This window comes from Roseomonas sp. F4 (genome assembly GCF_053891155.1).
The window spans coordinates 387,244-409,907 of record NZ_JBSSHK010000002.1; the positions used below are offsets into that span (position 1 = coordinate 387,244).

The following is a 22,664-nucleotide window of genomic DNA, read 5'->3' on the forward strand; positions in this document are numbered from 1 at the left end:
TCCGTCAGCTATCCGATGCCGGGCGCCGCCGTCAAGCGCGGCGGCGCGAGCATTCCAGTTCCTGCCGCCTCGCAAGGCTCGAAGAATGCGAAGGGTCAGACAGATGGAGCCGCTTCACCGTCTTCGTCTTCGGTGAAGCGGCAGCCATCAACCTTCGGCAGGTACCGGCGTGTTGAGCAGCTGCTGCTCCCACAGGAACGCGATGCCGCTGCCGCCGGCATGCTGGACAATCACCTCGGTCAGCTTGATGGCGGTATCCATCCGCGCCCAGTCGCGCTGCCATTCGGCCGCCAGCGCCATCCAGGTCATCATATTCGCACCGGCCGCGATCATGCGCTGGATGGCGACCTGATGGGCCTCGGCCGAGACGCCGCCCGAGGCGTCGGTGATCACGGTCACATCCCAGCCCTCTCCGAGGGCCTGGATCGTCGGCATCGCCACGCAGACTTCAGTCCATAGTCCGGCGATGATGAGCTGCTTGCGGCCCGTGGCCTTGACCGCGTCGACCACCTTGGGATCCTCCCAGGTGTTGATGAACGTGCGGTCGATCACCTCCTGCCCGGGAAACACATCGGTGATCTGGGGGAACAGCAGGCCGCCCCGTGCCGCGATCACGGTCGTCAGAATGGTGGGAACGCCGAAGGCCTTGGCGGCCTTGGCCAGCCCCGCCGTATTGTTGACCACCATCTGCGGCTCGTGACTGTTCACGTTGGCGAGCTGGTAAGGCTGGTGGTCGATGAGAACGAGGACCGAATCTTCGGGACGAAGAAGCGAAGCAAGGCCGTTGCGGAAGGTCATCAGGACTTCCTTTCTCTGCCGCTATGAACAGCGATGGTTTCACGGAGACATGCGCCAGCGGGCGACATTGTCTGGCGGGAAATTGCTGTTCCTTCGGCTGACCGGATAGTGCCGTATTCTGCCAAGCTGTGTCGCTGAACGAGGAACGCGAATTGGACATCGAGGATCTTCGGACGTTCGTGGCTGTGGCGGATGCCGGCGGCGTATCGGCAGCCGCGCGCTGGCTTGGCACCTCCAAATCCATCGTCAGTCGGCGGCTTTCGCGGATCGAGGCGGAACTCGGCGTACAGCTTCTCGCGAGGACCACGCGCGGGGCCGCGCTGACGGAAGCGGGGATCACCTTCAGGGAATACGCGGCCCGCGCCAGCGCCGAGATCGACACGGCCAGGGAAGCGATCCTCCCAACCGGAGATCTGCGTGGCCGCCTGAGGGTTGCCATGCCGCTGTCCTTCGGGCCGACCCATTTCGCGCCCGTGCTCGCGGACATGGCGCACCTGCACCCTCAGCTTCAGATCCATACCTCCTACAGCGATCGCTTTGTTGATCTGATCGCAGAGGGTTTCGACTGCGCGATCCGGGTGGGGTATCTTCAGGACTCCAACCTGATCGCCAGGCGCATCGGACCGATCCATGGACGGCTGGTGGCAAGCCCTGACTATATCAGGACGCACGGTTCACCTCAGGCGCCGGATGAAGTCGTCGCCCATCAGGCACTGATGCAGGGTACGGAAAGCTGGCACTTCATCGACGGCGACAGGATCGTCACGGTTCAGCCCCAGGGCCGGTTCAAGGCTGACAACGCCACGGCGCTTGCCGCGGCGGCGGCGGCGGGGCTCGGCATCGCCTGGCTCCCCGACTGCATTACCTATGGCTACGTGGCCAGCGGCGCGCTGGTTCCGGTCATGACGCGCTATCCGCCTCCTCCAGCCGGCGCCTATGTCGTCCGCCCGCCCGGTCAGCATCCCCAGCGGAAAGTGCGGGTTCTTACCGAGATGCTGATCAAGAACATCGAACAGAATCCTCACCTCTGGGGGATCAGCACCGAACGCGATACAAAGGCCGATCCGCGAGCAGGAGGTTGAGCTGCGCTCTGCGCTGCACCCGATCGCATCGCCCGCACTAGCTGGGCTGGATGCCCGCCGCCGCGACGACCTCCGCCCAGAGGCGCAGTACCTGCACCATCTCCTCCTGATACGTCGCGCCGGCGGTGCCATCCGGGCGGAAGCCGAGTTCCGACATGCGGTCGGCGATGGCGGGGTCGAAGGCCGCCTCGCGGAAGGCGGCGTTCAGCTTGGCCAGCGCCTCTGGCGGCGTGCCGCTCGGCGCGAACAGCCCCCATTCGGAGCCGGCGGGGAAATCCGCAAAGCCCTGCTCGGTGAAGCTCGGCACATCGGGCAGGGCCGGATTGCGACGCGGGCCAGCGGCGCCGATCGCGAGCAATTCGCCGCCGAGCACATAAGGCTTGCCGTTGCTGGCGCCGTTGAAGGTCAGCTGCACGGTGCCGTTCAGCGTATCGGTCAGCGCCAGGCCGCCGCTGCGATAGGGCACGTGCAGCAGGTTGATGCCCGCCCGCATCTTCAGCATCTCGCCGAGCAGGCGGGACCCGGTGCTGCTGGTGCCGAAGCTGACCCCGGCCGGGTCGGCCTTGGCGCGCGCCACCAGCTCCGGCAGCGTGCGCGCGCCGAATGTCGGATTGCCGTAGAGCATGATGGAGCCGACGGCAGCGCGCATCACCGGCACCAGATCCACCAACGGATCGAAGGGCATGCGCGAGCGCAGGATCTTCGCGATATAAGGGCTGGTGTCGCTGAACAGAACGATGTGGCCATCGGCCGCGGCGCGCACGACATACTCCGTGCCGATCAGGCTCTCGCCGCCGCCGCGGTTCTCGATGACGATGGCGGCGCCGAGCACACTGGCCGCCTTCGGTGCCAGCAGCCGCGCCAGGATATCGGTGCCACCGCCGGGGCCGGCGGGAATCACGACCCGCACCGTGCGATTGGGAAAGCCGGCCTGGGCCAGCGCTGGTGTGGCCAGGCCCATGACCGGTAGCGTCGCGCCGAGCTTCAGACCGGCCGCGAGAATGCTTCTCCGCTTCATCTGTCCCATCTCCTGCGATGTCGGCGCGACGCGCCATGCCTGTGGCGGAGCATCAAAGTCCGCAAATGTCGCGTCAATCGAAATGCTGGGCATCACCCATCACGCGCATCGGCATCGCTGGCGCGGGCCCTTGCGCAGGCGTTTGACAGTGCGCGGCAACGGTCCCTAGCGTAGCGCATCCGGTGAGCCCGGATGCTGCGAAGGGGATGCGCATTGCGTGACGGGATGGATGACGCGGCGGCCAGTCGGCCCCGCGTCGGTGTCGAGATCGGCGGCACCTTCACCGATCTGGTCTGGCAGCGTGCCGATGGCACGCTGGCCACCGTGAAGGTCCCGTCCACCCCCGCCGCGATTCATCAGGCGATCCTGGATGCGCTGGCGGAAGGCGGCATCGCGCTGCCGGAGATCGGGCAGATCGTGCATGGATCGACCGTCGCGACCAATGCGCTGCTGACCCGCGATGGTGCCTCCGCCGCGCTGATCACCACCGCGGGCTTCCGCGACGTGATCGAGATCGGCACCCATGCGCGCAGCGGCAATATCTACGACATCCTCTACCACAAGCCGCCATCGCCGATTCCGCGCGCGCTGACGCTGGAGGTGCCCGAACGAATCGGCGCGGATGGCAGCGTGATCCTGCCGCTGGATGAGGATGCGGCGCGCGCCGTGCTGCGCCAGCTTGCCAAGGCCGGTGTGGCAGCCATCGCCATCTCCCTGCTGCATGCCTATGCCAATCCCCGGCATGAGCAGCGCCTTATGGCGCTGGCGGCGGAGGAGGCGCCGGGCATCCCGGTTTTCGCCAGCCACATCGTTTCCCCGGAATTCCGCGAATTCGAACGCAGCATGACGACGGCGGTGAATGCCTTCGTCGGCCCGGTGGTGCGTCGCTACATCGACCGGCTGGAATCGGAACTGGCCGCGCGCGGCTATGACGGTGTGTTGCAGGTGATGCAGTCCAGCGGCGGCGTCATGCCGGCGGCGCAGGCGGGCGCCGGCGCCGTGCGCATGCTGCTCTCCGGCCCCGCCGCGGGTATGCGCGGGGCGCTGTGGTTCGCCGCGCGCAATGGCATCGCGGATATCGTGACCTTCGATATGGGCGGCACCAGCACCGATGTCGGCATCGCCAGCGACCTGAAACCGCGCCTGGTGCATGAGATCGAGATCGACCGCCTGCCCATCCGCATCCCGGCTGTCGATCTCGTCACCGTCGGCGCCGGCGGTGGCAGCATCGCCCGGGTGGATGAGGGCGGCTTCCTGGCGGTGGGGCCGAAGAGTGCCGGGGCACAGCCCGGGCCGGCGTGCTACGGGCGCGGCGGCATGCTGCCCACGGTGACGGATGCGCAGGTGATGGCCGGCGTGCTGCGACCGGCGCGGTTCTTCGGCGGCAAGCTGACGCTCGATATGGCGGCGGCGGAACGCGCGCTGGGCGCGCTGGACCAGCCCGGTGGGCTGCGCGGTGCGGCGGATGCGGTGCTGCGCATCGTCAACGCCAATATGGCGCAGGCGGTGCGGCTGGTGTCCACGGCGCGCGGCATCGACCCGCGCGGACACACGCTGGTCGCCTATGGCGGCGGCGGGCCGCTGCATGGCGCGCTGGTGGCCGCCGAGATCGGCATGCGCCGCGTGCTGGTGCCCTGGTCCCCCGGCTTGGCCAGCGCCTTCGGCCTGCTGGTGGCGGAAACCGTGATCGACATCGCCGCGACCCGGCTGCGCCCGGTCGACGAGACCAGCTTTGACGCCGCCACCGTCGCCCGCCTGCAACGGCGCGCCGCGGAGGCCGCATCGGACAGCGGCCTGCCCGAGGGAAGCTGGACCGCGGAGATCGGCCTCGACCTGCGCTATGCCGGCCAGGCCTTCGAATTGACTGTCTGGCTGCCACAGGGCCCCGCCAGCGTCGCCGATCTGCGCGCGCGCTTTGCGGCGCTGCACCTGGAACGCTACGGCTACCAGCGGGCCTCCCTGCCGCTGGAGGCGGTGAATGAGCGGCTGCGCGTGCTACGCGCCGCACCCGGCGGCATCGCGACGCCACCGCCACCAGACACGCCTGCACCCATCGCTGAACGCGCCCCGATCCGCCTGGATGGCACGGAGCTGGAGGCCAGCTTCCTGCCCCGCGCCGCGCTGCCGGCCGGCTTCGGCGTCGCCGGCCCGGCGGTGATCGAGGAGCCGACCGCCACCACCCTCGTGCCACCGGGCTGGGAGGCGCGCGTACTGCCCTCCGGCGACCTGCTGCTGGAGGCCGCGCCATGAGCGCCGATCCGATCCGCATCGCCATCCTCGCCCGGGCCTTGCAGGCCGCGGCGGCGGAGATGGGCGTGAACCTGATCCGCTCCGCCTTCTCCACCGTCGTGCGCGAAGCGCAGGACTGCTCCGCCGCGCTGCTCGATCCGGAGGGGCAGGTGGTGGCGCAGGCGGAGATGATTCCGATGCAGACCTCCGCGCTCGGGCGGTCCTTCGCCGCGGCGCGGGAACAGCTGGATCTGTCCGCCATTGGGCCGAACCACGCCATCATCATGAACGACCCCTATTCGGGCGGGCAGCACCTCAACGACATAATCATCTTCCAGCCGATCTTTCTGGATGACGAGCTGCTCGGCTGGACCGGCAATACCGCGCACCACCTGGATATCGGCGGCGGCACGGCGGGCGTGAACATCCTGGCGACGGAGCTGTTGGCCGAAGGGCTGGTGATTCCGCCGATCCTGTTCGAGCTGGGCCGCGACTGGCCCGGCGGCGCGGTGGAGCGGTTGATCTTCGCCAATACGCGCACGGCCGAGATCGGCCGCGGCGACATCGACGCCCAACTCGCCGCGAATCACCTCGGCATCCGTCGGGTGCGGGAGATGGCGGAGCGGGAGGGCGTGCCAGTGCTGCGCCAGGCGATGCGGGAGGTGCTGGACTACAGCGAACGCCGCATGCGTGCGGCGATCACGGCCTTTCCGGACGGCACATGGACCGGCGAGGCGGTGGTGGATCGCGACACGCTGTCCGAAGGGCCGATCCTGGTGCGCGCCACGGTGACGGTGCAGGGCGACAGCGTGACGGTGGATTTCGCCGGCTCCGCCCCGCAGGTGCGCGGCATGTTCAACTGCCCCGTCGCCTCCGCCAGCGCCGCCGCCTTCACCGCGCTCCGCAATGTGCTGGCGGATCACGACATGCCGGCGAATGACGGCTGCAATCGGCCGCTGACGCTGATCTTCCCCGAAGGCTCCGTGGTGAATCCGAACCGGGGTGCGCCGGTGCGGGCGCGCATGCTGGTGGCCTATCGCGCGCTGGATGCGATCCACGCCGCGCTGGCCCAGGCGGCGCCGCGGCGCGTGCCGGCGCAGGGCTTCAACACCACCACGGGTTTCTACATCGCGCAGTCGCGTCCGAACGGCGTGTGGCGCGTCTATGTCGATGTGCTGGGCGGCGGCTATGGCGCCGCGCCGAATTACGATGGGGCGGATGCGACCGATGGGCCGCTTGCCTCCTGCCGCAACACGCCGATCGAATCCATCGAGCAGGTCTATCCGCATCTGCGCATGGAATCCTACGCGCTGCTGCCGGATTCCGGCGGCGCGGGCGAATGGCGCGGCGGCCTCGGCTTCTGTCGTGCCATTCGCATCCTGGAGGAGGGCGTGTTCCTCAACCACTACAGCGACCACTACGCCTATCCGCCGCGCGGCATCGCCGGCGGCGCCGATGGCAGCTGCGGCTTCCTGCGTGTGCGGCGCGGCGACCAGTTGATCGAGCTACCGGCGGCCGCCAGCTTTCCGCTGCTGCCGGGCGACCTTGTGGAGCTCGGCGTGGGTGGCGGCGCGGGTTGGGGCGATCCGGCGCGGCGCGATCCGGCGTTGGTGCGGCGCGATCTGGAGAATGGGCGGATCACGCCGGACTACGCGGCGCGCCACCACTCAGCCGGGTAGCACAGCACTCTGCATCGCCGCGAGCAGCCCCGTCACCGTCTCCCGCGCAATGCCGCGGGTGATGAAGACGAGGCGGGAGCGGTGGTCGTCATCCGGCCAGGCGGCGAGTTCCGAGGGCGGATGCGCCAGATGCTGCACGATATGCACCACCACCGGCCCCTTCTGCCCACGGATCGCCAGCAAGCCCTTTACCCGCAGCAGGTCGGGACCGCGCAGCGTGCGCAGCGCCTCCATCGCCGCGGCGAAGCCCGCCCAATCCAGCGGCGCATCCAGCACGATGCTGAAGCTTTGTAAATCGGCGAGATGCCCGGGCGAGTCAGCGAAAAGCGTGCCGTAGCGTCGGCCGGACAGGGCCGGGGTCAGCAGTACCTCCGGCTCCACCACGCCCTGATCGGCGATGGCGACGGGGGCGGCGGGATTTGCGGCGCGCAGCGCATCCAGCGCCGCCTGCCGCGTCGCCGCATCCACCAGATCCGTCTTGGTCAGCACGAAGCGATCCGCCAGGGCCACCTGTCGCGCGACTTCCGGCGCGCGATGCAGGCTGGCCTGCAAGGTCGCGGCATCCACCACGCAGATCAGCGCCGCCAGGAAGAACACATCGCCCAAAGCGCGGTCGGTGAGAAAGGTCTGCAGGATCGGCCCGGGATCGGCGATGCCGCTGGTCTCCACCACCACGCGGCGGAAGGCGGGGATGGCGTTGCGGGCGCGGTCGATATGCAGTGCGCGCAGGGTCTGTTGCAGGTCGCTGCGCATGGCGCAGCACAGGCAGCCATTGCCGAGCAGCACGGTGGCATCGGTGCTGGCGCGCAGCAGCGCTTGGTCGATGCCAACCTCGCCGAACTCGTTCACCACCACGGCGGTGCCGGCGCCGTCCGGTGTATCGAGAAAATGCCGGATCAGCGTGGTCTTGCCGGCACCGAGAAAACCGGTGAGGACAATGACGGGAATACGGGTGCCGCCCTCTCGCGATTGAGGGCGGCCGAAGACCGTCAAAATTCCATCTCCAGCGCGTAGAGCCCACCGGCGAAGCGGTCGACGGTATAGACGATGCCGCGCTCATCCACGAAGACATCGTTCAGCGAGATGGCGCCGATGCGCGACAGCGGCGGGGCCGGCGGCAGGAAGAAGCCGCATTCCTTCGGCTGATAGGGGTTGGAGATGTCATACGCGCGCAGCCCGGCGCCGAAATAGGTGCCGATGATGATCTGGTCGGAGGACCAGGAGGTGGGCAGCGGCACATTCTCATGGATGTTGTGCGCGCCGATACGCTTGTCCGTGCGGCCATAGGCATCGGTCGGCGGCGCCGGCAGTGTGGAGAGCGGCACGAGGTTGGTCTCGTCGCGGCCATCGACCACCCAGGTCAGCTTCGGCAGGTCCGACCCATCCTCCCGCACCGCCTCATCCGTCACCACGAACAGGTCGCGGTCGAACAGCGGCAGCACGGTATGGGTGAAGCCCTGGAAGGGCGGCGAGTTGTCCCAGCGGGAGACCATCTTGGGCCGCGACATGTTGGAGATGTCGAGGATGATGACGCCGCCATCGAGATAGCCGAGATAGGCGCGGTCCGGTCGCTGCGGATAGACATTGGTGTTGTGCGCGCGAAAGCCGAGATCGGCGCCCTTCATCGTATGGCGCGTGACCGGCGGCGCATCGTCCCGCTCATCCGTGCCGGGCAGCCACCAGCGGCCGACTTCGGTCGGCTTGCTCGGGTTCTGCACGTCGAAGATGCGGTAGAACTGGTCATCCGCCTGCACACGCGGCTGGAAGTCGGGCGCGCCCGCGGCCATGTGGATGTAGCGCCCGTCGCAAAACCACAGCTGGTGCACGCCGCGTGACCGAGGGCCGGAGCAGTCGACAAAGGAGATCGACTTCGGGCTTTCGGGCACGGAGATGTCGAACAGCTCGAACCCCGCGGGTTGCAGGCCCGGCTTCTGCACCTGGTAGGCGACGGCCATGATGTCGCCCACCACCTCCAGCGAGTTGGAGCGCATATGGGTGGCCGGCAGGTCTGTCTGGGTGATCACCTTCGGCTTGCGCGGATCGGTGACATCAACGGCGGTGAAGTTCTTCGGCGCGCTTTCATGCGCCAGCCACAGGATGCGGCGGCCGTCCTTAGCTAGCTGGATGGACATGCCCTCGCCCATGCCGCCGAAGCCCTGCAGCTCGTTGTGCGAGAGCAGCTTGAAGTTCCACTGCCGGCTGGCGTCGCGCGTGGTCTCGAAATCAACGGTCATGCGGCATGCCCCTGTCTGGCCTTGCGCGACCCGAGGCCGGGCCGGCGTTGCTTGGTTTCGGCTTCATCCAGCGCCGTCAATCGTTGCAGCACGCCCTGGCGGCTGCTGTCGAGATGGCGGGTGAGTTCTGCGCTCGCGGCCGTCAGGTCACGCGCGACAAGGGCATCGACCAGGGCCTCATGATGCGCGGCCACACGGGCAAGGCGACGCAGACGTTGGTTGACGACGGAGAGGGCCAAGCGCGTTTCGGCAAGCACCACTTCGAAAGTCGCGATCAGTGTCGCATTGCCGGAAAGCCGCACGATCAGCGCATGCAATGCCAGATCCTCCTCCACCAGCATGGCGGGAGAGGCGGGCGGGCCGGCGCGATCGGCGCGGATCAGCCGGTCGCGCCAGGCGGCGATGATGCTGAAATCGGCATCGCTGCGATGCATCGCCTGAGTCAGCCCATGCTGTTCCAGCATCGCACGCACACGAAAAAGATCATCGATGCCGGCCCGCGTCAGGCTGCGCAGGAAAAAACCGCGGCGCGCCCGGAATTCGCAAAGCCCCTTACGCTCCAACAGGCGAAGGCCCTCACGCACCGGGCCGCGCGAGAGCCCCATCGCGCGAGCGATCGAGGCTTCGGACAATCGGCTGCCGGGTGGAATCCTGCCCTCGATCAGGGCGGCATAGACCTGCGCTGCCACAAGCTCGGGCAGTGTTTCGCCGGCCACAGGTGTGAAGCCCTGCTCGATGGCTACGATCGCTGCTTGACCTGCCATTAAGGTTCGCACCTAATCTGCCTGCACGTAACTGCTAGCAGTTGTCTGTTCCGGGGAGAAGTGCCGAGAATGACGGGGAAGGGGCTGGCGTCCGGCATGAGGTTCGACGGAGAGGTCGCCATCGTCACCGGCGCTGCGAGCGGCATCGGTCTCGCGACAGCACGGCGCCTTGTGGCGGAAGGCGCGCGGGTGTTGTCTGTGGATCGTGACGCGGATCGGCTGGCGGAAGCGCCCGGTCACGCCATGCTCGCCGACATGGCGGAGGATGCCACGCCCGCGGCAGTGGCGCGCGCGGCCATCGAACAATTCGGCCGGCTCGACATGCTGGTGAACAATGCCGGGGTCGGCGGGTCCAAGGCGCTGGAGTTGAGTGACGACGCGCTGATTGACCGCATGCTCGGCATCAACCTGCGCGCGGTGATGCGCATGACGCGGGAGGCGCTGCATGTGATGGCGCGGCCCGGCGGGCGTATCGTCAATGTCGCCTCGATCTATGGCGAGGTCGGCTTTCCGGGTGCTGCCGCCTATGCCGCCTCCAAGGGCGGCGTGGCGCAGTTGACGCGGCAATTGGCCGCCGATCTTTCGCCGGTGGGCATCCGCGTGAACGGCGTGTCGCCCGGCTGCATCGAAACGGCAATGACCGCGAAGCGCATCGCCACCGACGAATGGTACCAGCGGGCGCAGATCGCCACGACGCCCGCCGGCCGCATCGGGCGGCCGGAGGATGTGGCAGCGGCCATCGCCTTCCTGCTGTCCCCTGATGCCGACTTCATCGCCGGCCATATGCTCGCCGTGGATGGCGGCTGGCTGGCCGCAAGGATCAGCGCATGAGCGACCGCAGCCTTCGTATCGTCATGGATGGCGTCACTGGACGCCTCGGCACCAACCAGCACCTGATCCGCTCGCTGATGGCGATCCGCAAAGAGGGCGGGCTGCCGCTGTCGGACGGCACGCGGCTGCTGCCGGAGCCCATTCTGCTCGGCCGCAATCCCGCGAAGCTGGAAGCGCTGGCCAAGGCGCAGGGCGGGCTGGAATGGAGCACGGATCGCGCTGCCTGCCTGGCCGATGCGCGCAACGCCATCTACTTCGACGTGTCGGCCACCGGCGGCCGGCACGAACGCGCCTTGGCCGCCATCGCCGCCGGCAAGCATGTCTATCTGGAAAAGCCGATCGCCGCGACGGTGGCGGAAGCGCTGGAAATCGCGCTTGCCGCGCAGGTCGCCGGCGTGAAGCACGGCGTGGTGCAGGACAAGATCTACCTGCCCGGATTCCTCAAGCTGCGCAGCGTGATCGACACCGGCCTGCTCGGCCGCGTGCATGCGGCAAAGCTGGATTTCGGCTGGTGGATCTTCGACGGCACGCTGCATCCCTCCCAACGCTCCAGCTGGAACTACAAGCGGGCGGAAGGCGGTGGTCTCGTGCTCGATATGTTCCCGCACTGGCGCTATATCGTGGAGACGCTGCTCGGCCCGATCCGTGCCGTGTCCTGCCGCATCGCCACCCGCGTGCCGGAACGGCGCGACGAGCGTGGCCAGCCCTATGCCGTCGATGTCGAGGATGAGGCGACGGGTCAGTTTGAGCTGGAAAGCGGCGCCCTTGTGCAGGTCAGCGCTTCCTGGTCCACGCGCGTCAGTGGCGAGGACATGCTGACGGTGAAGCTGGACGGCGCGCTGGGCTCCGCCCTCTGCTCGCTACATCGTTGCCGAATCCAGCCCCTGGCGGCCACGCCGCGGCCGAGATGGGACGTGGACGTGCCAGAGGACAATCGGCACGAGGCGCATTGGCAGGAGGTGCCGGGCATGGAGCCCTATACCAACAGCTACCGCCGAGGGTGGGAGCTGTTCCTGCGCCATGTCGCGGAAGACGCGCCTTTCCCCTCGCCGCTGCTGGCCGGCGCCAAGGGATTGCAGCTGATCGATGCCTGCTACCAGTCGGACCGCGAACGCCGCTGGATCGACCTGCCGGAGCTGAGCCTTTGAACGACACGCCCGCCATCCGCGTCGCCGGGCTGCGCTTCGAATATGGTGAAGGCACGAAGCAGCGTGTGCTGACCCTGGACGGCATCGAGCTGACCATCAACCGGGGCGAGTTCGTTTCCCTGCTGGGCCCCAGCGGCTGTGGCAAGTCGACGCTGCTGTACATCATCGGCGGCTTCGTTCCGTACCGGACCGGGGAGGTGGTGGTGAATGGCCGCCGCGTCACGGGACCCGGTCCGGATCGCGGCGTGGTGTTCCAGCAGTTCGCGCTGTTCCCATGGAAGACCGTGCTGCAGAACGTGATGTATGGGCTGGAGAAGCAGCGCATGCCGCGCGCCCAGGCGCTGGACCGGGCGCGGGACCTGCTGAAGACCGCGCGGCTCGACGGCTTTGAGAGTCACTACCCCGCGCAGCTTTCCGGCGGCATGCGCCAGCGCGCCGCCATCGCCCGCACCCTGGCGGTGGACCCCGACATCCTGTTGATGGACGAGCCCTTCGGCGCGCTGGATGCGCAGACCCGCAGCGTGATGCAGGAACAGCTGAAGGAGATCTGGCGCAGCACCGGCAAGACCGTGCTCTTCGTCACCCATGATGTGCGGGAGGCGGTGTATCTGTCGGAGCGCGTCGTGCTGATGACCAAGCGGCCGGGCCGGATCAAGGAGATCGTCGATACCAGCTTCCCCAAGGAGGGGGAGATGACCGCGGATCCGCGCTTCCATGAATCGGTCGCGCATATCTGGGACCAGGTCCGCGCCGAATTCGTGACCGAACATGGGTAGCATCGCGCGCACCGCCTGGACCTATACGCCGCTGCTGCTGCTCGGGCTGCTGTGGGAAGGTATTTCGCGCGCCGGCGTCGTCTCCGCCTATGCGCTGCCACCGTTGACGACGGTGCTGGCCGCCTGGTGGGCGCTGCTGGTCGATCCGACCTTCTATCCGCATGTGTTGGCCTCGCTCAACCGCAGCATCTCCGGTCTGGCGCTCGCACTGGTGCTGGGCGTGGCATTGGGCGTGTCGTTGGCCTGGTGGCGGGGCGTGAATGCGGTGCTGGGGCCGATCGTCCAGATGTTCTATCCGCTGCCGAAATCGGCGCTGATCCCTTTGACCATCATCTGGTTCGGCATTGGCGATCGGTCGAAGATCTTCCTGATCTCCCTCGGCTGCCTGCTGCCGATCGCCACCGCCACCTTCAATGGTGTGCGCGGCATCGACCGCAACCTGATCTGGTCCGCCGCCAGCCTCGGCGCCGGCCGCTGGGCGATGATCCGCGATGTGGCCTTCATGGGCGCGGTGCCGGACATTCTGGCCGGGCTGCGCACCGCCATCGCACTGAGCTTCGTGCTGCTGGTCAGCTCCGAGCTTCTGATTTCCAACGAAGGCCTCGGCTTCCTGATCCGCACCTATGGTGATGGTAGCCAATATCCGCAGATGTTCGCTTGCAGCATGACGGTGATGGCCATCGGCTTCGCCGCGGATCAGGGCTTTCGCCGCATCTCCGCGCATCTGCTGCGGTGGCGCGGATGAGGGCGATGCGCATCTTCACCGCGCTGCTGCCGGTGCTGGCCCTCTTCGCCTTCTGGGAGATTTTTGCGCGCGCGGAGGTTCTCTCGGACTTCCTGCTGCCTCGGCTGTCGGTGGTTCTGGCGCGGATCTGGGAGGATCTGCGGGATGGGCTGTTGCTCGGCGCCGTGGGGCTCACCTTCTATCGGGCCGTCACCGGCTTCGCGATCGCGGCGGTGCTGGGTGTGACGGTCGGTGTGGCCATGGCGGGATCGCGCTGGGCGCGCTGGTTCTTCGAACCCATCGTCTCCGTGGGCTTCCCGACGCCCAAGATCGCCTTCCTGCCGATCTTCATGCTGTGGCTGGGCCTCGGCGATGCCTCGAAGGTGGCGATCTCGGCGCTGGCCTGCTTCTTCATCATCACCACCAACACCTATCTCGGCGCGGTTGGCGTGGACCGGCAGTTCCTGTGGGCCGCGCGATCCCTTGGGGCATCCCGCACGGCGGTGCTGCGCGAGATCATCCTGCCCGCCGCGACGCCGCAGGTGCTCACCGGCTTCCAGATTGCCCTGCCCATCGCCCTGATCACGACCCTGGTGGGGGAGATGATCATGGGCGGCGGTGGCCTCGGTGGGCTGTTGCTGGATTCGCAGCGCTTCGCGGATTCGGTCGGACTCTTCGCCGGGATCGTCGAGATCGCCGTGCTTGGCACATTGCTGATTCGCGGCCTCGCTTTGCTGCGCCGCCTGCTGCTGCACTGGCACGCCGAGGCCAGGCCCGTGACGTCGTGATATCCGATCAGGGAGACCATCCATGATTCAGACCACCCGCCGCACCTTGCTCGCCGCCGCCTTGACCGCCCCCGCGCTGTCCCGCGCCCATGCCGCCGACCCGGTCCGAATCCGCATCGGCTGGTCCACCATGCCGTCGCATCTGGTGCCCGCCGTTTATCAGGCGCGCACGGCGATGCGCCATTACGGCCGCAGCTATGTGGTGGAACCGATCAACTTCACCGCCAGCACGCCGCAGATCACGGCCATGGCCGCGAACCAGGTGGATATCGGCGCCTTTGCCCCCACCGCCATGGCGCTGGCCGTCATCAATGCGCGGCTCGACATGCGCGCGGTGGCCGACATGTTGCAGGACGGCGTCGGCAACTACCGGTCGCAGACGCTGTATGTGAAGGCCGATTCGCCGATCCGCACGGCGGAGGATCTGCGTGGCAAGCGCATCGGCGTGAACGGCATCGGCTCCGCCAGCTACACCGCCATCGTCGCCATGCTGCGCAAGGTGGGGCTGAATGAGCGCAGCGACGTGACCTGGGTGGAGGTCAGCTTCGCCAACCAGCTGCCCTTCATCGAGGATGGCAAGATCGACGGCACCACCATCCCGCTGCCCATGGGCAACGACCTGGTGAAGGAAGGCCGCTACCGTGCCCTGTTCACGGCGCGCGACGCGATGGGCCCGACGCAGTTCACCTTCTTCGCCGCCCGCGCCGGCTTCCTCAACGCCAACCGCGCCGCCGTTACCGATTGCCTGGAGGATTACACCCGCGCCGTGCGCTGGATGTACGATCCGGCGAACCGGGTGGAGGCGCTGCGCATCATCGCCGAAGTCTCCCGCCGCCCCGTCGCCTCGCTGCAATACATGATGACGGAGGAGGATTACTTCCGCGATCCCTTCCTGGTGCCGAACGTGCCCGGCATCCAGACCACCATCGACGTCACGCATCAGCTCGGCTTCCTGCCGCGCCGCATCGAGGTGGCGCCGAACTATGTCGACCTCAGCTTCATCGAGGAATCGAAGCGCCGCATCGAAGCCAGCGCCTGACGCGGCACGGCTTGACGCTCCGACCGGCTGGCCGCATGAGATTCGGCCAGCGGGAGTCCAGGTGATCATGTCGCAGAGCGCGTCCCCCCGGGTCCTTGTGATCGGCGCCGGCATCGTCGGCCTTGCGCTGGCGTTCCGCCTGCAACAAGGCGGGGCTGCCGTCACCGTGGTGGATGCCGCGCCGCCGGGTGAGGGCGGTGCCAGCTTCGGCAATGCGGGGGCGATCAGCGCGAGTTCCGTCGCGCCGCTGGCCATGCCCGGCCTGCTGCGCCAGGTGCCGCGCATGCTGCTGGACCCCGCCGCGCCGCTGCATGTGCCGGCCGCCTATTGGCTGCGCGCCGCACCCTGGCTCGCCCGCTTCGTCGCATCGGCACGCCAGGCTCAGGTGGCACGGGCGACCGCGGCGCTGGATGCGCTGCTGCATCTGGCGACGGAACAGCATCACGCTTTGGCGCGGGAGATCGGAGCGCCGGAATTGCTGCGGCCGCATGGGCAGCTTTACCTGTACCGGAATGCGCAGCAGCTCGCGAAGGATCAGCCGAGCTGGGACATCCGGCGCGCGCATGGCGCGCAGCTGGAACGGCTGGACCGCGCCGGCATCCTGGCGCTGGAGCCTTCGGTCGGCGAGGCCTATCAGATCGCGATGTTCCTGGCGGATCACGCGCATTGCGCCTCTCCGCTGCGCTACGCGCGGGCTGTGGCGGCGGCGTTCCAGCGCGCCGGCGGCACGATTCTTCAGGACCGCATCACGGCCTTGACGACCGCTGATGGCCGCATCAGCGGGGCGCAGGGCGAGGCGACCATGCATGCGGCGGAATCCGTGGTGCTGGCGGCCGGCGCCTGGTCGGCACGGCTGGCAGCGCCGCTCGGCTATCGCATTCCGCTGGAATCGCAGCGCGGCTATCATGTTGATCTTCAGGATGCCGGCATCTCGCTGACCCGTCCGGTCATCCCGGCGGACCGCAAGGTGTTCATCACGCCGATGGAAGGCGCCTTGCGCGTCGCCGGCACGGTGGAGTTCGGCGGCTTGGACCGCGCGCCGGACGAGGCCCGCGCGAAGCTGCTCTATGATGACCTGGCCGCGGTCTTCCCCGATGCGCGGGTGAAGCGGGCCGAAGGCTTCTGGATGGGCCATCGCCCCTGCCTGCCGGATTCCGTGCCCGTGATCGGCCCGGCGCAGCGGGTGCCCGGGCTGTTCTTCGCCTTCGGCCACGGGCATCTCGGCCTGACCGGTTCTGCGCCAACCGCGGAAATGCTCGCCCCCGCGGTGCTCGGCCGCCCGAGCAACCACGACCTGGCGCCCTATGCGGCGGAGCGTTTTTCCGGCGCCTGACGGTTCGCATCCATCAGCCCGAGCGTCGAGGGATCGAACAGATCCTCCGGCGCCAGGGGGGCGGCCACCAGCCCATCCGCCCGCGCGAAGCGGATCATGGCCGCGATCTCCTCCCGGTTGCGCCCGAAGCCGTAGGGCCAGGGGTCGCCGCCGAAGCGCGCGGTCTGCGCCGCCGCTTCCGCCGCGATCCAGGGCAGCGACACGCGCAGCACATTCACCATCGCCAACTCGGCCAGCGCCAGTGCCTTGGCCTCGGCATAGGCGTGGAACAGTGCTGCCGGCAGCCAGGGATGCGCGGCCGCCACATCCTTCCGCACCGCCATGCAATGCATCAGGGGGAAGAAGCCGGTGGCGTCGAAATAACGCTCCTCCTCCGCCCGATAATCCGGCCACAGCCGATCGACCGGTGCGCTTTGCGTGGTGAAGCAGGAGGGCGGGCGCGGGCCGATGATGGCGTCGATCTCGCCCGCCGCCAGCAAGCCGTTCAGGCTTTCGCCCGGCCCGATCGGCCGCACATCCAGCCCCGGCGGCAGGGTCAGCGCCACGCGCTCCCCGGCCCCCGGCTGCTCCAGCCCGCCTGTGCGCCAGGCGATGCCGTTTGTGTCCACGCCATAGGTCTCGCGCAGCATGCCACGCACCCACAGCGCGGCCGTCTGCTGATATTCCGGCAGTCCGATGCGTCGCCCCGCGAGATCCGCCGCGCTGCGAATGCCGCGATCCGTGCGGATATAGACCGCAGAATGCCGGAAGGAGCGGGAGGGAAAGACCGGCACCCCGATATAGGGCGCATCGCCCCGTGCCGTGGTGACCATATGGGAGGACAACGACAATTCGGTGACGCCAAAGGCCTTATCCCGCAGCGCGCGGCGGAACAGGTCCTGCGGCTCCCCCGGCTCGCGCACAAAACGCACGCCGGGGATACGGATGCGGCCATCCAGGATGGGCCGCACGCGATCGGTCTCGAAGCAGCCGAGGGTCAGCGTGATCTCCTCGGCCATGTCAGGGTGCCTGCGGTGCGGTGGCGAGGTTTTCGGGCGTGAAGGGCATCACCCGCGGCCGCACCCCCAGCGCGTCATGGATCGCATTGGCGATGGCGGCGACGGTGGGGCCGAAGGAGGGTTCGCCGGCCCCGAGCGGCGGCATTTCGGGCCGGTCGATCAACTTCACTTCCACCGCCGGCACCTCGGAGAAGCGCAGGATCGGATAGGCCTCCCAGCTGTCGCTGGTGATGCGGCGGCGGTCGAAGCGCACCGCCTCCTTCAACGCCTGGCTGGTGGCGTGGATGGCGCCGCCTTCCAGCTGGTTCGCGGCGCCATCGGGGTTCACCACCTCGCCGAGGTCGGCGGCGATCCAGATGCGGCGTACGCGGATCACCTCTTCCGCCTCGATCTCGGCGAAGACGGCGCACCAGCCGCCGAGATTCTTGTAGCGCGCCACTGCCATGCCGAGACCCACACCTTCCCGCCGCACGCGGCCTTCCCAGCCGGCCATCTCGGCGCCGGCACGCAGCACGGCGGCGGCGCGTTCGTCGTCCAGATGGCGCAGGCGGAAGGCGAGCTTGTCCTCGCCCGCCAGCCCGGCGAGTTCGTCCATCACCGATTCCAGCGCCCAGACATTCACCGGCGCGCCCAGGCCGCGCATGGCGGAGGTGCGGAAGGGCATGTCCGTCACCGTGCGCAGCGTCACGCGGAGATTGGGCATGCGATACAGCGGCACGGCATTGCGATGCGCGCTGCCGCCGCGTTCCAGACCGTGATTGATGGCGGGCGGCACGGCGAAGGGTTCGGCGAGATCGGCGGCGGCCAGCAGCGTCGGCAGCTTGCCTCGGCCGGGGCGGGAGGAGTGGCCGTTGCTGATGACATCCACCTGGAAGCCGGCAATGGCCTTTTGGGCATCCAGCGTCGCATCCACATCGACGACCATGGCGGAGGAAACCGGCGACCAGCCGAGCTCATCCGCGCGGCTCCACAGCACCCGCACCGGACGGCCTGGCGCGCCGCGCGCCGCCAAAGCGGCGTCCAAGGCCACGTCATCGGCGCCGTTATGGCCGTAGCAGCCGGCGCCTTCGACATGGCGGATCAGCACCGCCTCCTCCGGCATGCGCAGCGCCTTCGCCATGTCCATGCGCAGATTGTAGGGGCCCTGGGTATGCGACCAGATTTCCACCGTCTCCCCATGCCATTGCGAGATGGCGCAGGACGGGCCGATGGAGGCATGGGCGATGGGCGGGCGGAAGAAGCTGGCGGTGACGCGCTGGGCTGGGGCGGGCGCATCCTCCGCGCTGCGTTCCAGCGCCACGCTGTGATTGGCCTCAGCGCCGCGCAGCCATTCCGGCATCGCGCCTTCATCGGGCAGCGTGTCGCGCTCGTCCCATCGCAGCACGGCGGCGAGGCGTGTTGCCGCCGCCTCCGCCTCATGCTCGGCCTCCGCCAGCACGGCGACAAAACTGCCGTCGCGGACGATGCGGGCCCCGCCGGGCAGGGCGATCTCCGGCACGTCGCGCAGCATCGCGGCGCGGGAGGGTGGGCGAATGACGCGCGCGTGCAGCAGTCCGTCCGGCCGCATGTCGTGCAGGAATCGCGCGACCCCAAAAACCTTGTCTGGCAGGTCGCGGCGGGGGGAGGAGGTGCCGGCGATGCGGCGCGCCGTGGCGGGCTTGGCGCGGGCGCCGGGCGTCGCGTCGCTCTCCAGCAGCTGCTGCGCCGCCAGGTCCCAATAGGACCCCACGGTGCCATCCGGGCCGAAGAACTCACCATCCTCCACCCGCAGATCCTCCAGCGCCACGCCGCTACGCTGGGACGCCACCTGCAGAAAGATGGCGCGGGCCTCGGCGCAGACATGGCGCAGCGCCGCGCCGCTGTTCTGCACGGAGAGCGAGCCGGAGGTCACGCCCTCATCCGGGCTGTCCGGCGTCGTCACCGTCTGCACCTCGATGCGCGACAGCGCCACATCCAGCTCATCCGCCGCGATCTGCGACAGGGCGGTCAGGATGCCCTGGCCGATCTCCACCTTGCCGGGGCGGATCGTCACCCGCCCCTCGCCCGGAAAATCGAGCCACTGGGACAGGCGCGGATTGACCTGCAGGCTCGCCGGCAGCTTGGGCGGGTTCGCGCTCGCGCTCATGCCGGAACGGCCTCCCTCATGCGCGCGGCCGCGCGCAGCACGGCGCGGACAATGCGGTTGTGGCTGCCGCAGCGGCAGAGATGCGGATCCAGCGCCTGGCGCACCGCCGCGTCATCCGGCGAAGGATTCGCCCGCAGCAGCGCCGCGGCGGCGACCAGGATGCCGGGCAGGCAATAGCCGCATTGCCCCGCCTGTTCCTCCAGGAAGGCCGTCTGCAGCGGGTGCGGCGCCTCCGGCGTGCCGAGGCCCTCCACCGTCGTCACCGATCGGCCGGCCACAGCGCCGACCGGCAGGGCGCAGGACATGGCGGGCACGCCGTCCAGCAGCACGGCGCAGGCGCCGCAGGCCTCCACCCCACAGCCGAAATGCGGGCCGGAGAGGCCCGCCGGGCCGCGCAGCGCGGCCAGCAGCGGCACCTGCTCCGCCAGATCCAGCGCCACCGGCGCGCCGTTGAGGATGAACGAGACCATGCGGCGTCCTGTCACTGCGGTTCAATGCCGGCCAGGCGGATCCATTCCCGCCGGCGCTCGATATCGGTGCGCAGCAGCGTGTCGTATTCCGCCACGCTCATCGGGGCCATCTCCGCCCCCAGGCGCGCGAAGGCGGCCTTCATGGAGTCGGTCCCGAGGATGCGGTTGATCTCGGTGTTCAGCCGCTGCACCACGGCGGGCGGCGTGCTGACCGGCGCCATCACGCCGTTGAAGCCCACCTGTTCATAGCCCGGAACCGTCTCCGCCACTGTGGGGATGTCCGGCATCAGGGAGGAGCGGACAGGACCGGTGGTGGCCAAGGCGCGCACCCGGCCGGACTGGATCAGCGGCATCATGGTGGCGATGCCGTCGAACATCATCGGCACGGTGCCGCCGGCGATGGCGTTGCGGGCATCGCCGCTGAGGCGGAAGGGCACATGCTGCACCTGGATGCCGGCGGCATGGCGGAACACCTCGAAGGCGATGTGATACGGCGTGCCGGGGCCGGAGGAGGCATAGTCCAGCGTGCCGGGCCGCGCCTTCGCCAGCGCGATCAGCTCCGCCACGTTCCGCGCCGGGAAGTCGGCATTCACCACCAGCACCTGATAGGTGCGGTTGAGGCAGGCGACCGGGGCAAAATCCCGCATCAGCACATAGGGGCGGTTGGGCATCAGCGTCTCATTCGCCGTATGCGTCACCGTCAGCATCATCAGCGTATGGCCATCGGTGGCGCGGGCCACGGCATCGGTGCCGATGATGCCGCCGCCGCCGGGGCGGTTCTCCACCACGAAGGGCTGGCCGAAGGCCTGGCCCAGCGGCTCGGTCAGCAGGCGGGTGAAGGTGTCGGCGCCACCGCTGGCGGCGAAGGGGATGATGATGCGCACCGGCCGGTCCGGCCAGGCGGCCTGGGCGCGGGCGGAGCGCAGGGCCGGCGCGGCGAAAGCGAGGCCGGCCAGGGCGGCAAGATCTCGGCGACGATGCAGCATTCTTCGATTTCCTTCCCTTCGGAGCCCGCACGGCCTTCGCCGCGCCGGCCGGGCGACGTTGCGCCCTGGCAGTCCCCCACCAGAAAAACGACTATCTGGCTTGTATGCAAATTATATCGACAAAAATTATCGCGCAATGCGCTTGGCGAGATTTGTGCCGCGCCGCATTCTGGCGGCATGATGCCGAATCAGGCTCCCGCGGAGCCCACCACCCTCGCCACACAGGTCTATCGCCGTCTGCGCAGCGACCTCATCGACGGCATCCTGCCGCCCGGCCGCAAGCTGAAGGTCCAGGTGCTGGCCGCGGATTACGGCACCGGCGCCAGCCCGGTGCGGGAGGCGCTGAGCAGCCTGGCGGCGGAAGGGCTGGTGGAACGGCTGGACCAGCGCGGCTTCCGCGCCGCGCCCATCACCCTGGCCGATTTCGAGGAATTGCTGCGCGCCCGCTGCTGGGTGGAGGAGGTCGCGCTGCGCGAATCCATTCTGGCCGGCGATGCGCTGTGGGAGGAACGGCTGGTGGTGGCGCGCTACCGCCTGGCCAATCTGCCCCGCCGGACCGACCCTTCCAGCCCGCGCGATGACCCCGCCTGGGACGCGGCGCATATCGCCTTCCACCGCGCCCTGGTCGGCGCCTGCCCATCGCCGACCATGCTCGGCTTCTGCGAAACGCTGCGCGAGCGCGCCAGCCGCTACCGCAGCGTGGCGCTGACCGCCGCCTATCCCAGCCGCGACGTGGCCGCGGAGCATGAGGCCCTGGCGGAGGCGACGCTGGCCAGGAAGGTGCCTGAGGCCTGCGCACTGCTGGTCGAGCACTACCGCCGCACCGCCGGCTATCTGCGCCTGGCGCTGGAGCGTGCCGCGCGGGTGATTTAGGGGGCGTCCTCCTCCCGCCGCCCGCTCGCCTGTTCCAGCCCGGCCAGCAGGCGCTGCCCCGTCTCCCGCACATGGGCCAGGCTGAGGGCGGCCATCTGCTCGGCATCGCCGGCGCGGCAGGCCTCCAGGATCGCGCGGTGCTCGCGGTTCACACGGTCCACATTGCCGACCAGGGCGGAGCCCAGGCGCACATAGCGCTCCACCTGGTTGCGCAGCGTCGCCAGCACCTGGCCGGAGAAGCGCCGCCCGCCGGCCCGGCAGATGCGGTCGTGGAATTCGCGGTTGAGCAGGGAGAAGCGCAGGCCATCCTCCGCGCTCTCGATGCGGATAAGCTCCATCTGCGCCACCAACGCCTCCATGGCGCGCAGATCCTCCGCGGTCCGCTTCCGGGCGGCGTGCTCGGCCGCCTGGGCCTCCAGCACCATGCGGATGTCGAAGATCTCGGCGATCTCCGAAGGGTAGAGGCGGGCCACGACATAGCCGCGGCGGGGGCGGGAGACGACGAGGCCCTCGGCCTCCAGCTGGCGCAGCGCCTCCCGCACCGGGGGGCGGCTGACGCCAAAGCGCTGGCCGATATCCTCCTGCCGCAGCAGCGCCTCCGCCTCGATGGCCCCGGAGAGGATGGCCTCCCGCAGCCGCGCGGCGACGAAGTCGGGCAGGCCGCCCTGTTCGAGTGGGCCGGGGGGCTGGGGCGGCAGGTCGAGATAGGGCGCGCGGGTCATGGCGAGACTCTAGCGGAGATTGTCTTCAAAAACATTGACCGATCTTC

21 protein-coding genes are annotated in these 22,664 nt (G+C 68.8%); 11 read left to right on the plus strand and 10 right to left on the minus strand.

Annotation, left to right across the window (positions count from 1 at the left end; translation table 11 throughout):
- Positions 1–147: 147 nt before the first annotated feature.
- Positions 148–798, minus strand: coding sequence for a hydrolase (locus ACVFYP_RS09240; RefSeq protein ID WP_499199877.1), 651 nt, complete (start codon positions 796–798; stop codon positions 148–150).
- A gap of 152 nt (positions 799–950) precedes the next feature.
- Here ACVFYP_RS09240 and ACVFYP_RS09245 point away from each other — a divergent pair, with 152 nt between their 5' ends.
- On the plus strand, positions 951–1,880 hold the full coding sequence (locus ACVFYP_RS09245) for a LysR family transcriptional regulator (RefSeq protein WP_499199878.1): 930 nt from the start codon (positions 951–953) through the stop codon (positions 1,878–1,880).
- A gap of 37 nt (positions 1,881–1,917) precedes the next feature.
- Here ACVFYP_RS09245 and ACVFYP_RS09250 read toward each other — a convergent pair whose 3' ends face one another.
- The gene (locus tag ACVFYP_RS09250; RefSeq protein ID WP_499199879.1) at positions 1,918–2,898 is read right to left on the minus strand and encodes a Bug family tripartite tricarboxylate transporter substrate binding protein; all 981 of its coding nucleotides are present in this window, start codon (positions 2,896–2,898) and stop codon (positions 1,918–1,920) included.
- A gap of 213 nt (positions 2,899–3,111) precedes the next feature.
- Here ACVFYP_RS09250 and ACVFYP_RS09255 point away from each other — a divergent pair, with 213 nt between their 5' ends.
- Positions 3,112–5,148, plus strand: coding sequence for a hydantoinase/oxoprolinase family protein (locus ACVFYP_RS09255; protein WP_499199880.1), 2,037 nt, complete (start codon positions 3,112–3,114; stop codon positions 5,146–5,148).
- Positions 5,145–6,806, plus strand: coding sequence for a hydantoinase B/oxoprolinase family protein (locus ACVFYP_RS09260; protein WP_499199881.1), 1,662 nt, complete (start codon positions 5,145–5,147; stop codon positions 6,804–6,806). The genes ACVFYP_RS09255 and ACVFYP_RS09260 overlap by 4 nt, the downstream gene beginning before the upstream one ends.
- On the opposite strand, the gene ACVFYP_RS09265 is transcribed toward ACVFYP_RS09260, so the two are convergent.
- Genes ACVFYP_RS09265 through ACVFYP_RS09275 form a run of 3 tightly spaced genes read right to left on the minus strand, consistent with a single transcriptional unit; the run spans position 6,795 to position 9,804 of the window.
- A complete protein-coding gene (locus ACVFYP_RS09265) occupies positions 6,795–7,799 on the minus strand; it encodes a CobW family GTP-binding protein (protein ID WP_499199882.1) in 1,005 nt (334 codons plus the stop codon). The genes ACVFYP_RS09260 and ACVFYP_RS09265 overlap by 12 nt on opposite strands.
- Positions 7,796–9,040 (minus strand): LVIVD repeat-containing protein, encoded by a 1,245-nt coding sequence (locus ACVFYP_RS09270; RefSeq protein ID WP_499199883.1) that lies wholly within the window; start codon positions 9,038–9,040, stop codon positions 7,796–7,798. The genes ACVFYP_RS09265 and ACVFYP_RS09270 overlap by 4 nt, the downstream gene beginning before the upstream one ends.
- Positions 9,037–9,804: a GntR family transcriptional regulator gene (locus ACVFYP_RS09275; protein ID WP_499199884.1), complete on the minus strand. Its 768-nt coding sequence runs from the start codon at positions 9,802–9,804 to the stop codon at positions 9,037–9,039. The genes ACVFYP_RS09270 and ACVFYP_RS09275 overlap by 4 nt, the downstream gene beginning before the upstream one ends.
- A gap of 96 nt (positions 9,805–9,900) precedes the next feature.
- Between ACVFYP_RS09275 and ACVFYP_RS09280 the strand changes: the two genes are divergently transcribed.
- The 7 genes from ACVFYP_RS09280 (at position 9,901) to ACVFYP_RS09310 (ending at position 16,443) form a co-directional block, all read left to right on the plus strand.
- On the plus strand, positions 9,901–10,635 hold the full coding sequence (locus ACVFYP_RS09280) for an SDR family NAD(P)-dependent oxidoreductase (RefSeq protein WP_499199885.1): 735 nt from the start codon (positions 9,901–9,903) through the stop codon (positions 10,633–10,635).
- Positions 10,632–11,783 carry a Gfo/Idh/MocA family protein gene (locus tag ACVFYP_RS09285; RefSeq protein ID WP_499199886.1) on the plus strand — a complete coding sequence of 384 codons (1,152 nt, stop codon included), beginning with the start codon at positions 10,632–10,634 and terminating at the stop codon, positions 11,781–11,783. The genes ACVFYP_RS09280 and ACVFYP_RS09285 overlap by 4 nt, the downstream gene beginning before the upstream one ends.
- Positions 11,780–12,559 carry an ABC transporter ATP-binding protein gene (locus ACVFYP_RS09290; protein ID WP_499199887.1) on the plus strand — a complete coding sequence of 260 codons (780 nt, stop codon included), beginning with the start codon at positions 11,780–11,782 and terminating at the stop codon, positions 12,557–12,559. Before ACVFYP_RS09285 ends, ACVFYP_RS09290 begins: the two co-directional genes overlap by 4 nt.
- Positions 12,552–13,304, plus strand: a complete 753-nt coding sequence (locus ACVFYP_RS09295) for an ABC transporter permease (protein ID WP_499199888.1) — start codon at positions 12,552–12,554, stop codon at positions 13,302–13,304. Before ACVFYP_RS09290 ends, ACVFYP_RS09295 begins: the two co-directional genes overlap by 8 nt.
- A 5-nt stretch (positions 13,305–13,309) precedes the next feature.
- Positions 13,310–14,071 carry an ABC transporter permease gene (locus ACVFYP_RS09300; RefSeq protein ID WP_499199889.1) on the plus strand — a complete coding sequence of 254 codons (762 nt, stop codon included), beginning with the start codon at positions 13,310–13,312 and terminating at the stop codon, positions 14,069–14,071.
- A 22-nt stretch (positions 14,072–14,093) separates the two neighbouring features.
- A complete protein-coding gene (locus ACVFYP_RS09305; protein WP_499199890.1) occupies positions 14,094–15,110 on the plus strand; it encodes an ABC transporter substrate-binding protein in 1,017 nt (338 codons plus the stop codon).
- Between the two features lie 67 nt (positions 15,111–15,177).
- Positions 15,178–16,443: an NAD(P)/FAD-dependent oxidoreductase gene (locus tag ACVFYP_RS09310; protein WP_499199891.1), complete on the plus strand. Its 1,266-nt coding sequence runs from the start codon at positions 15,178–15,180 to the stop codon at positions 16,441–16,443.
- On the opposite strand, the gene ACVFYP_RS09315 is transcribed toward ACVFYP_RS09310, so the two are convergent.
- From ACVFYP_RS09315 to ACVFYP_RS09330, 4 genes are read right to left on the minus strand one after another with little or no spacing between them, the layout of a single operon-like run.
- The gene (locus tag ACVFYP_RS09315; protein WP_499199892.1) at positions 16,413–17,441 is read right to left on the minus strand and encodes a substrate-binding domain-containing protein; all 1,029 of its coding nucleotides are present in this window, start codon (positions 17,439–17,441) and stop codon (positions 16,413–16,415) included. The two genes, ACVFYP_RS09310 and ACVFYP_RS09315, sit on opposite strands and share 31 nt — an antisense overlap.
- A 1-nt stretch (position 17,442) precedes the next feature.
- Positions 17,443–19,566: a xanthine dehydrogenase family protein molybdopterin-binding subunit gene (locus ACVFYP_RS09320; protein WP_499199893.1), complete on the minus strand. Its 2,124-nt coding sequence runs from the start codon at positions 19,564–19,566 to the stop codon at positions 17,443–17,445.
- Positions 19,563–20,036: a (2Fe-2S)-binding protein gene (locus ACVFYP_RS09325; RefSeq protein WP_499199894.1), complete on the minus strand. Its 474-nt coding sequence runs from the start codon at positions 20,034–20,036 to the stop codon at positions 19,563–19,565. Before ACVFYP_RS09325 ends, ACVFYP_RS09320 begins: the two co-directional genes overlap by 4 nt.
- An 11-nt stretch (positions 20,037–20,047) precedes the next feature.
- A complete protein-coding gene (locus ACVFYP_RS09330; protein WP_499199895.1) occupies positions 20,048–21,022 on the minus strand; it encodes a Bug family tripartite tricarboxylate transporter substrate binding protein in 975 nt (324 codons plus the stop codon).
- Between the two features lie 177 nt (positions 21,023–21,199).
- Here ACVFYP_RS09330 and ACVFYP_RS09335 point away from each other — a divergent pair, with 177 nt between their 5' ends.
- Positions 21,200–21,895 carry a GntR family transcriptional regulator gene (locus tag ACVFYP_RS09335; protein WP_499199896.1) on the plus strand — a complete coding sequence of 232 codons (696 nt, stop codon included), beginning with the start codon at positions 21,200–21,202 and terminating at the stop codon, positions 21,893–21,895.
- Here the strand turns inward: ACVFYP_RS09335 and ACVFYP_RS09340 are convergent.
- The gene (locus tag ACVFYP_RS09340) at positions 21,892–22,617 is read right to left on the minus strand and encodes a GntR family transcriptional regulator (RefSeq protein ID WP_499199897.1); all 726 of its coding nucleotides are present in this window, start codon (positions 22,615–22,617) and stop codon (positions 21,892–21,894) included. The two genes, ACVFYP_RS09335 and ACVFYP_RS09340, sit on opposite strands and share 4 nt — an antisense overlap.
- Between the last annotated feature and the right edge of the window lie 47 nt (positions 22,618–22,664).

Coding starts and splice junctions, on each gene's coding strand:
- ACVFYP_RS09240 (WP_499199877.1), bottom strand. CDS start 798: ATGACCTTCCGCAACGGCCTTGCTTCGCTTCTTCGTCCCGAAGATTCG.
- ACVFYP_RS09250 (WP_499199879.1), bottom strand. CDS start 2,898: ATGAAGCGGAGAAGCATTCTCGCGGCCGGTCTGAAGCTCGGCGCGACG.
- ACVFYP_RS09260 (WP_499199881.1), top strand. CDS start 5,145: ATGAGCGCCGATCCGATCCGCATCGCCATCCTCGCCCGGGCCTTGCAG.
- ACVFYP_RS09270 (WP_499199883.1), bottom strand. CDS start 9,040: ATGACCGTTGATTTCGAGACCACGCGCGACGCCAGCCGGCAGTGGAAC.
- ACVFYP_RS09275 (WP_499199884.1), bottom strand. CDS start 9,804: ATGGCAGGTCAAGCAGCGATCGTAGCCATCGAGCAGGGCTTCACACCT.
- ACVFYP_RS09280 (WP_499199885.1), top strand. CDS start 9,901: ATGAGGTTCGACGGAGAGGTCGCCATCGTCACCGGCGCTGCGAGCGGC.
- ACVFYP_RS09285 (WP_499199886.1), top strand. CDS start 10,632: ATGAGCGACCGCAGCCTTCGTATCGTCATGGATGGCGTCACTGGACGC.
- ACVFYP_RS09295 (WP_499199888.1), top strand. CDS start 12,552: ATGGGTAGCATCGCGCGCACCGCCTGGACCTATACGCCGCTGCTGCTG.
- ACVFYP_RS09300 (WP_499199889.1), top strand. CDS start 13,310: ATGCGCATCTTCACCGCGCTGCTGCCGGTGCTGGCCCTCTTCGCCTTC.
- ACVFYP_RS09305 (WP_499199890.1), top strand. CDS start 14,094: ATGATTCAGACCACCCGCCGCACCTTGCTCGCCGCCGCCTTGACCGCC.
- ACVFYP_RS09310 (WP_499199891.1), top strand. CDS start 15,178: ATGTCGCAGAGCGCGTCCCCCCGGGTCCTTGTGATCGGCGCCGGCATC.
- ACVFYP_RS09315 (WP_499199892.1), bottom strand. CDS start 17,441: ATGGCCGAGGAGATCACGCTGACCCTCGGCTGCTTCGAGACCGATCGC.
- ACVFYP_RS09320 (WP_499199893.1), bottom strand. CDS start 19,566: ATGAGCGCGAGCGCGAACCCGCCCAAGCTGCCGGCGAGCCTGCAGGTC.
- ACVFYP_RS09325 (WP_499199894.1), bottom strand. CDS start 20,036: ATGGTCTCGTTCATCCTCAACGGCGCGCCGGTGGCGCTGGATCTGGCG.
- ACVFYP_RS09330 (WP_499199895.1), bottom strand. CDS start 21,022: ATGCTGCATCGTCGCCGAGATCTTGCCGCCCTGGCCGGCCTCGCTTTC.
- ACVFYP_RS09335 (WP_499199896.1), top strand. CDS start 21,200: ATGATGCCGAATCAGGCTCCCGCGGAGCCCACCACCCTCGCCACACAG.
- ACVFYP_RS09340 (WP_499199897.1), bottom strand. CDS start 22,617: ATGACCCGCGCGCCCTATCTCGACCTGCCGCCCCAGCCCCCCGGCCCA.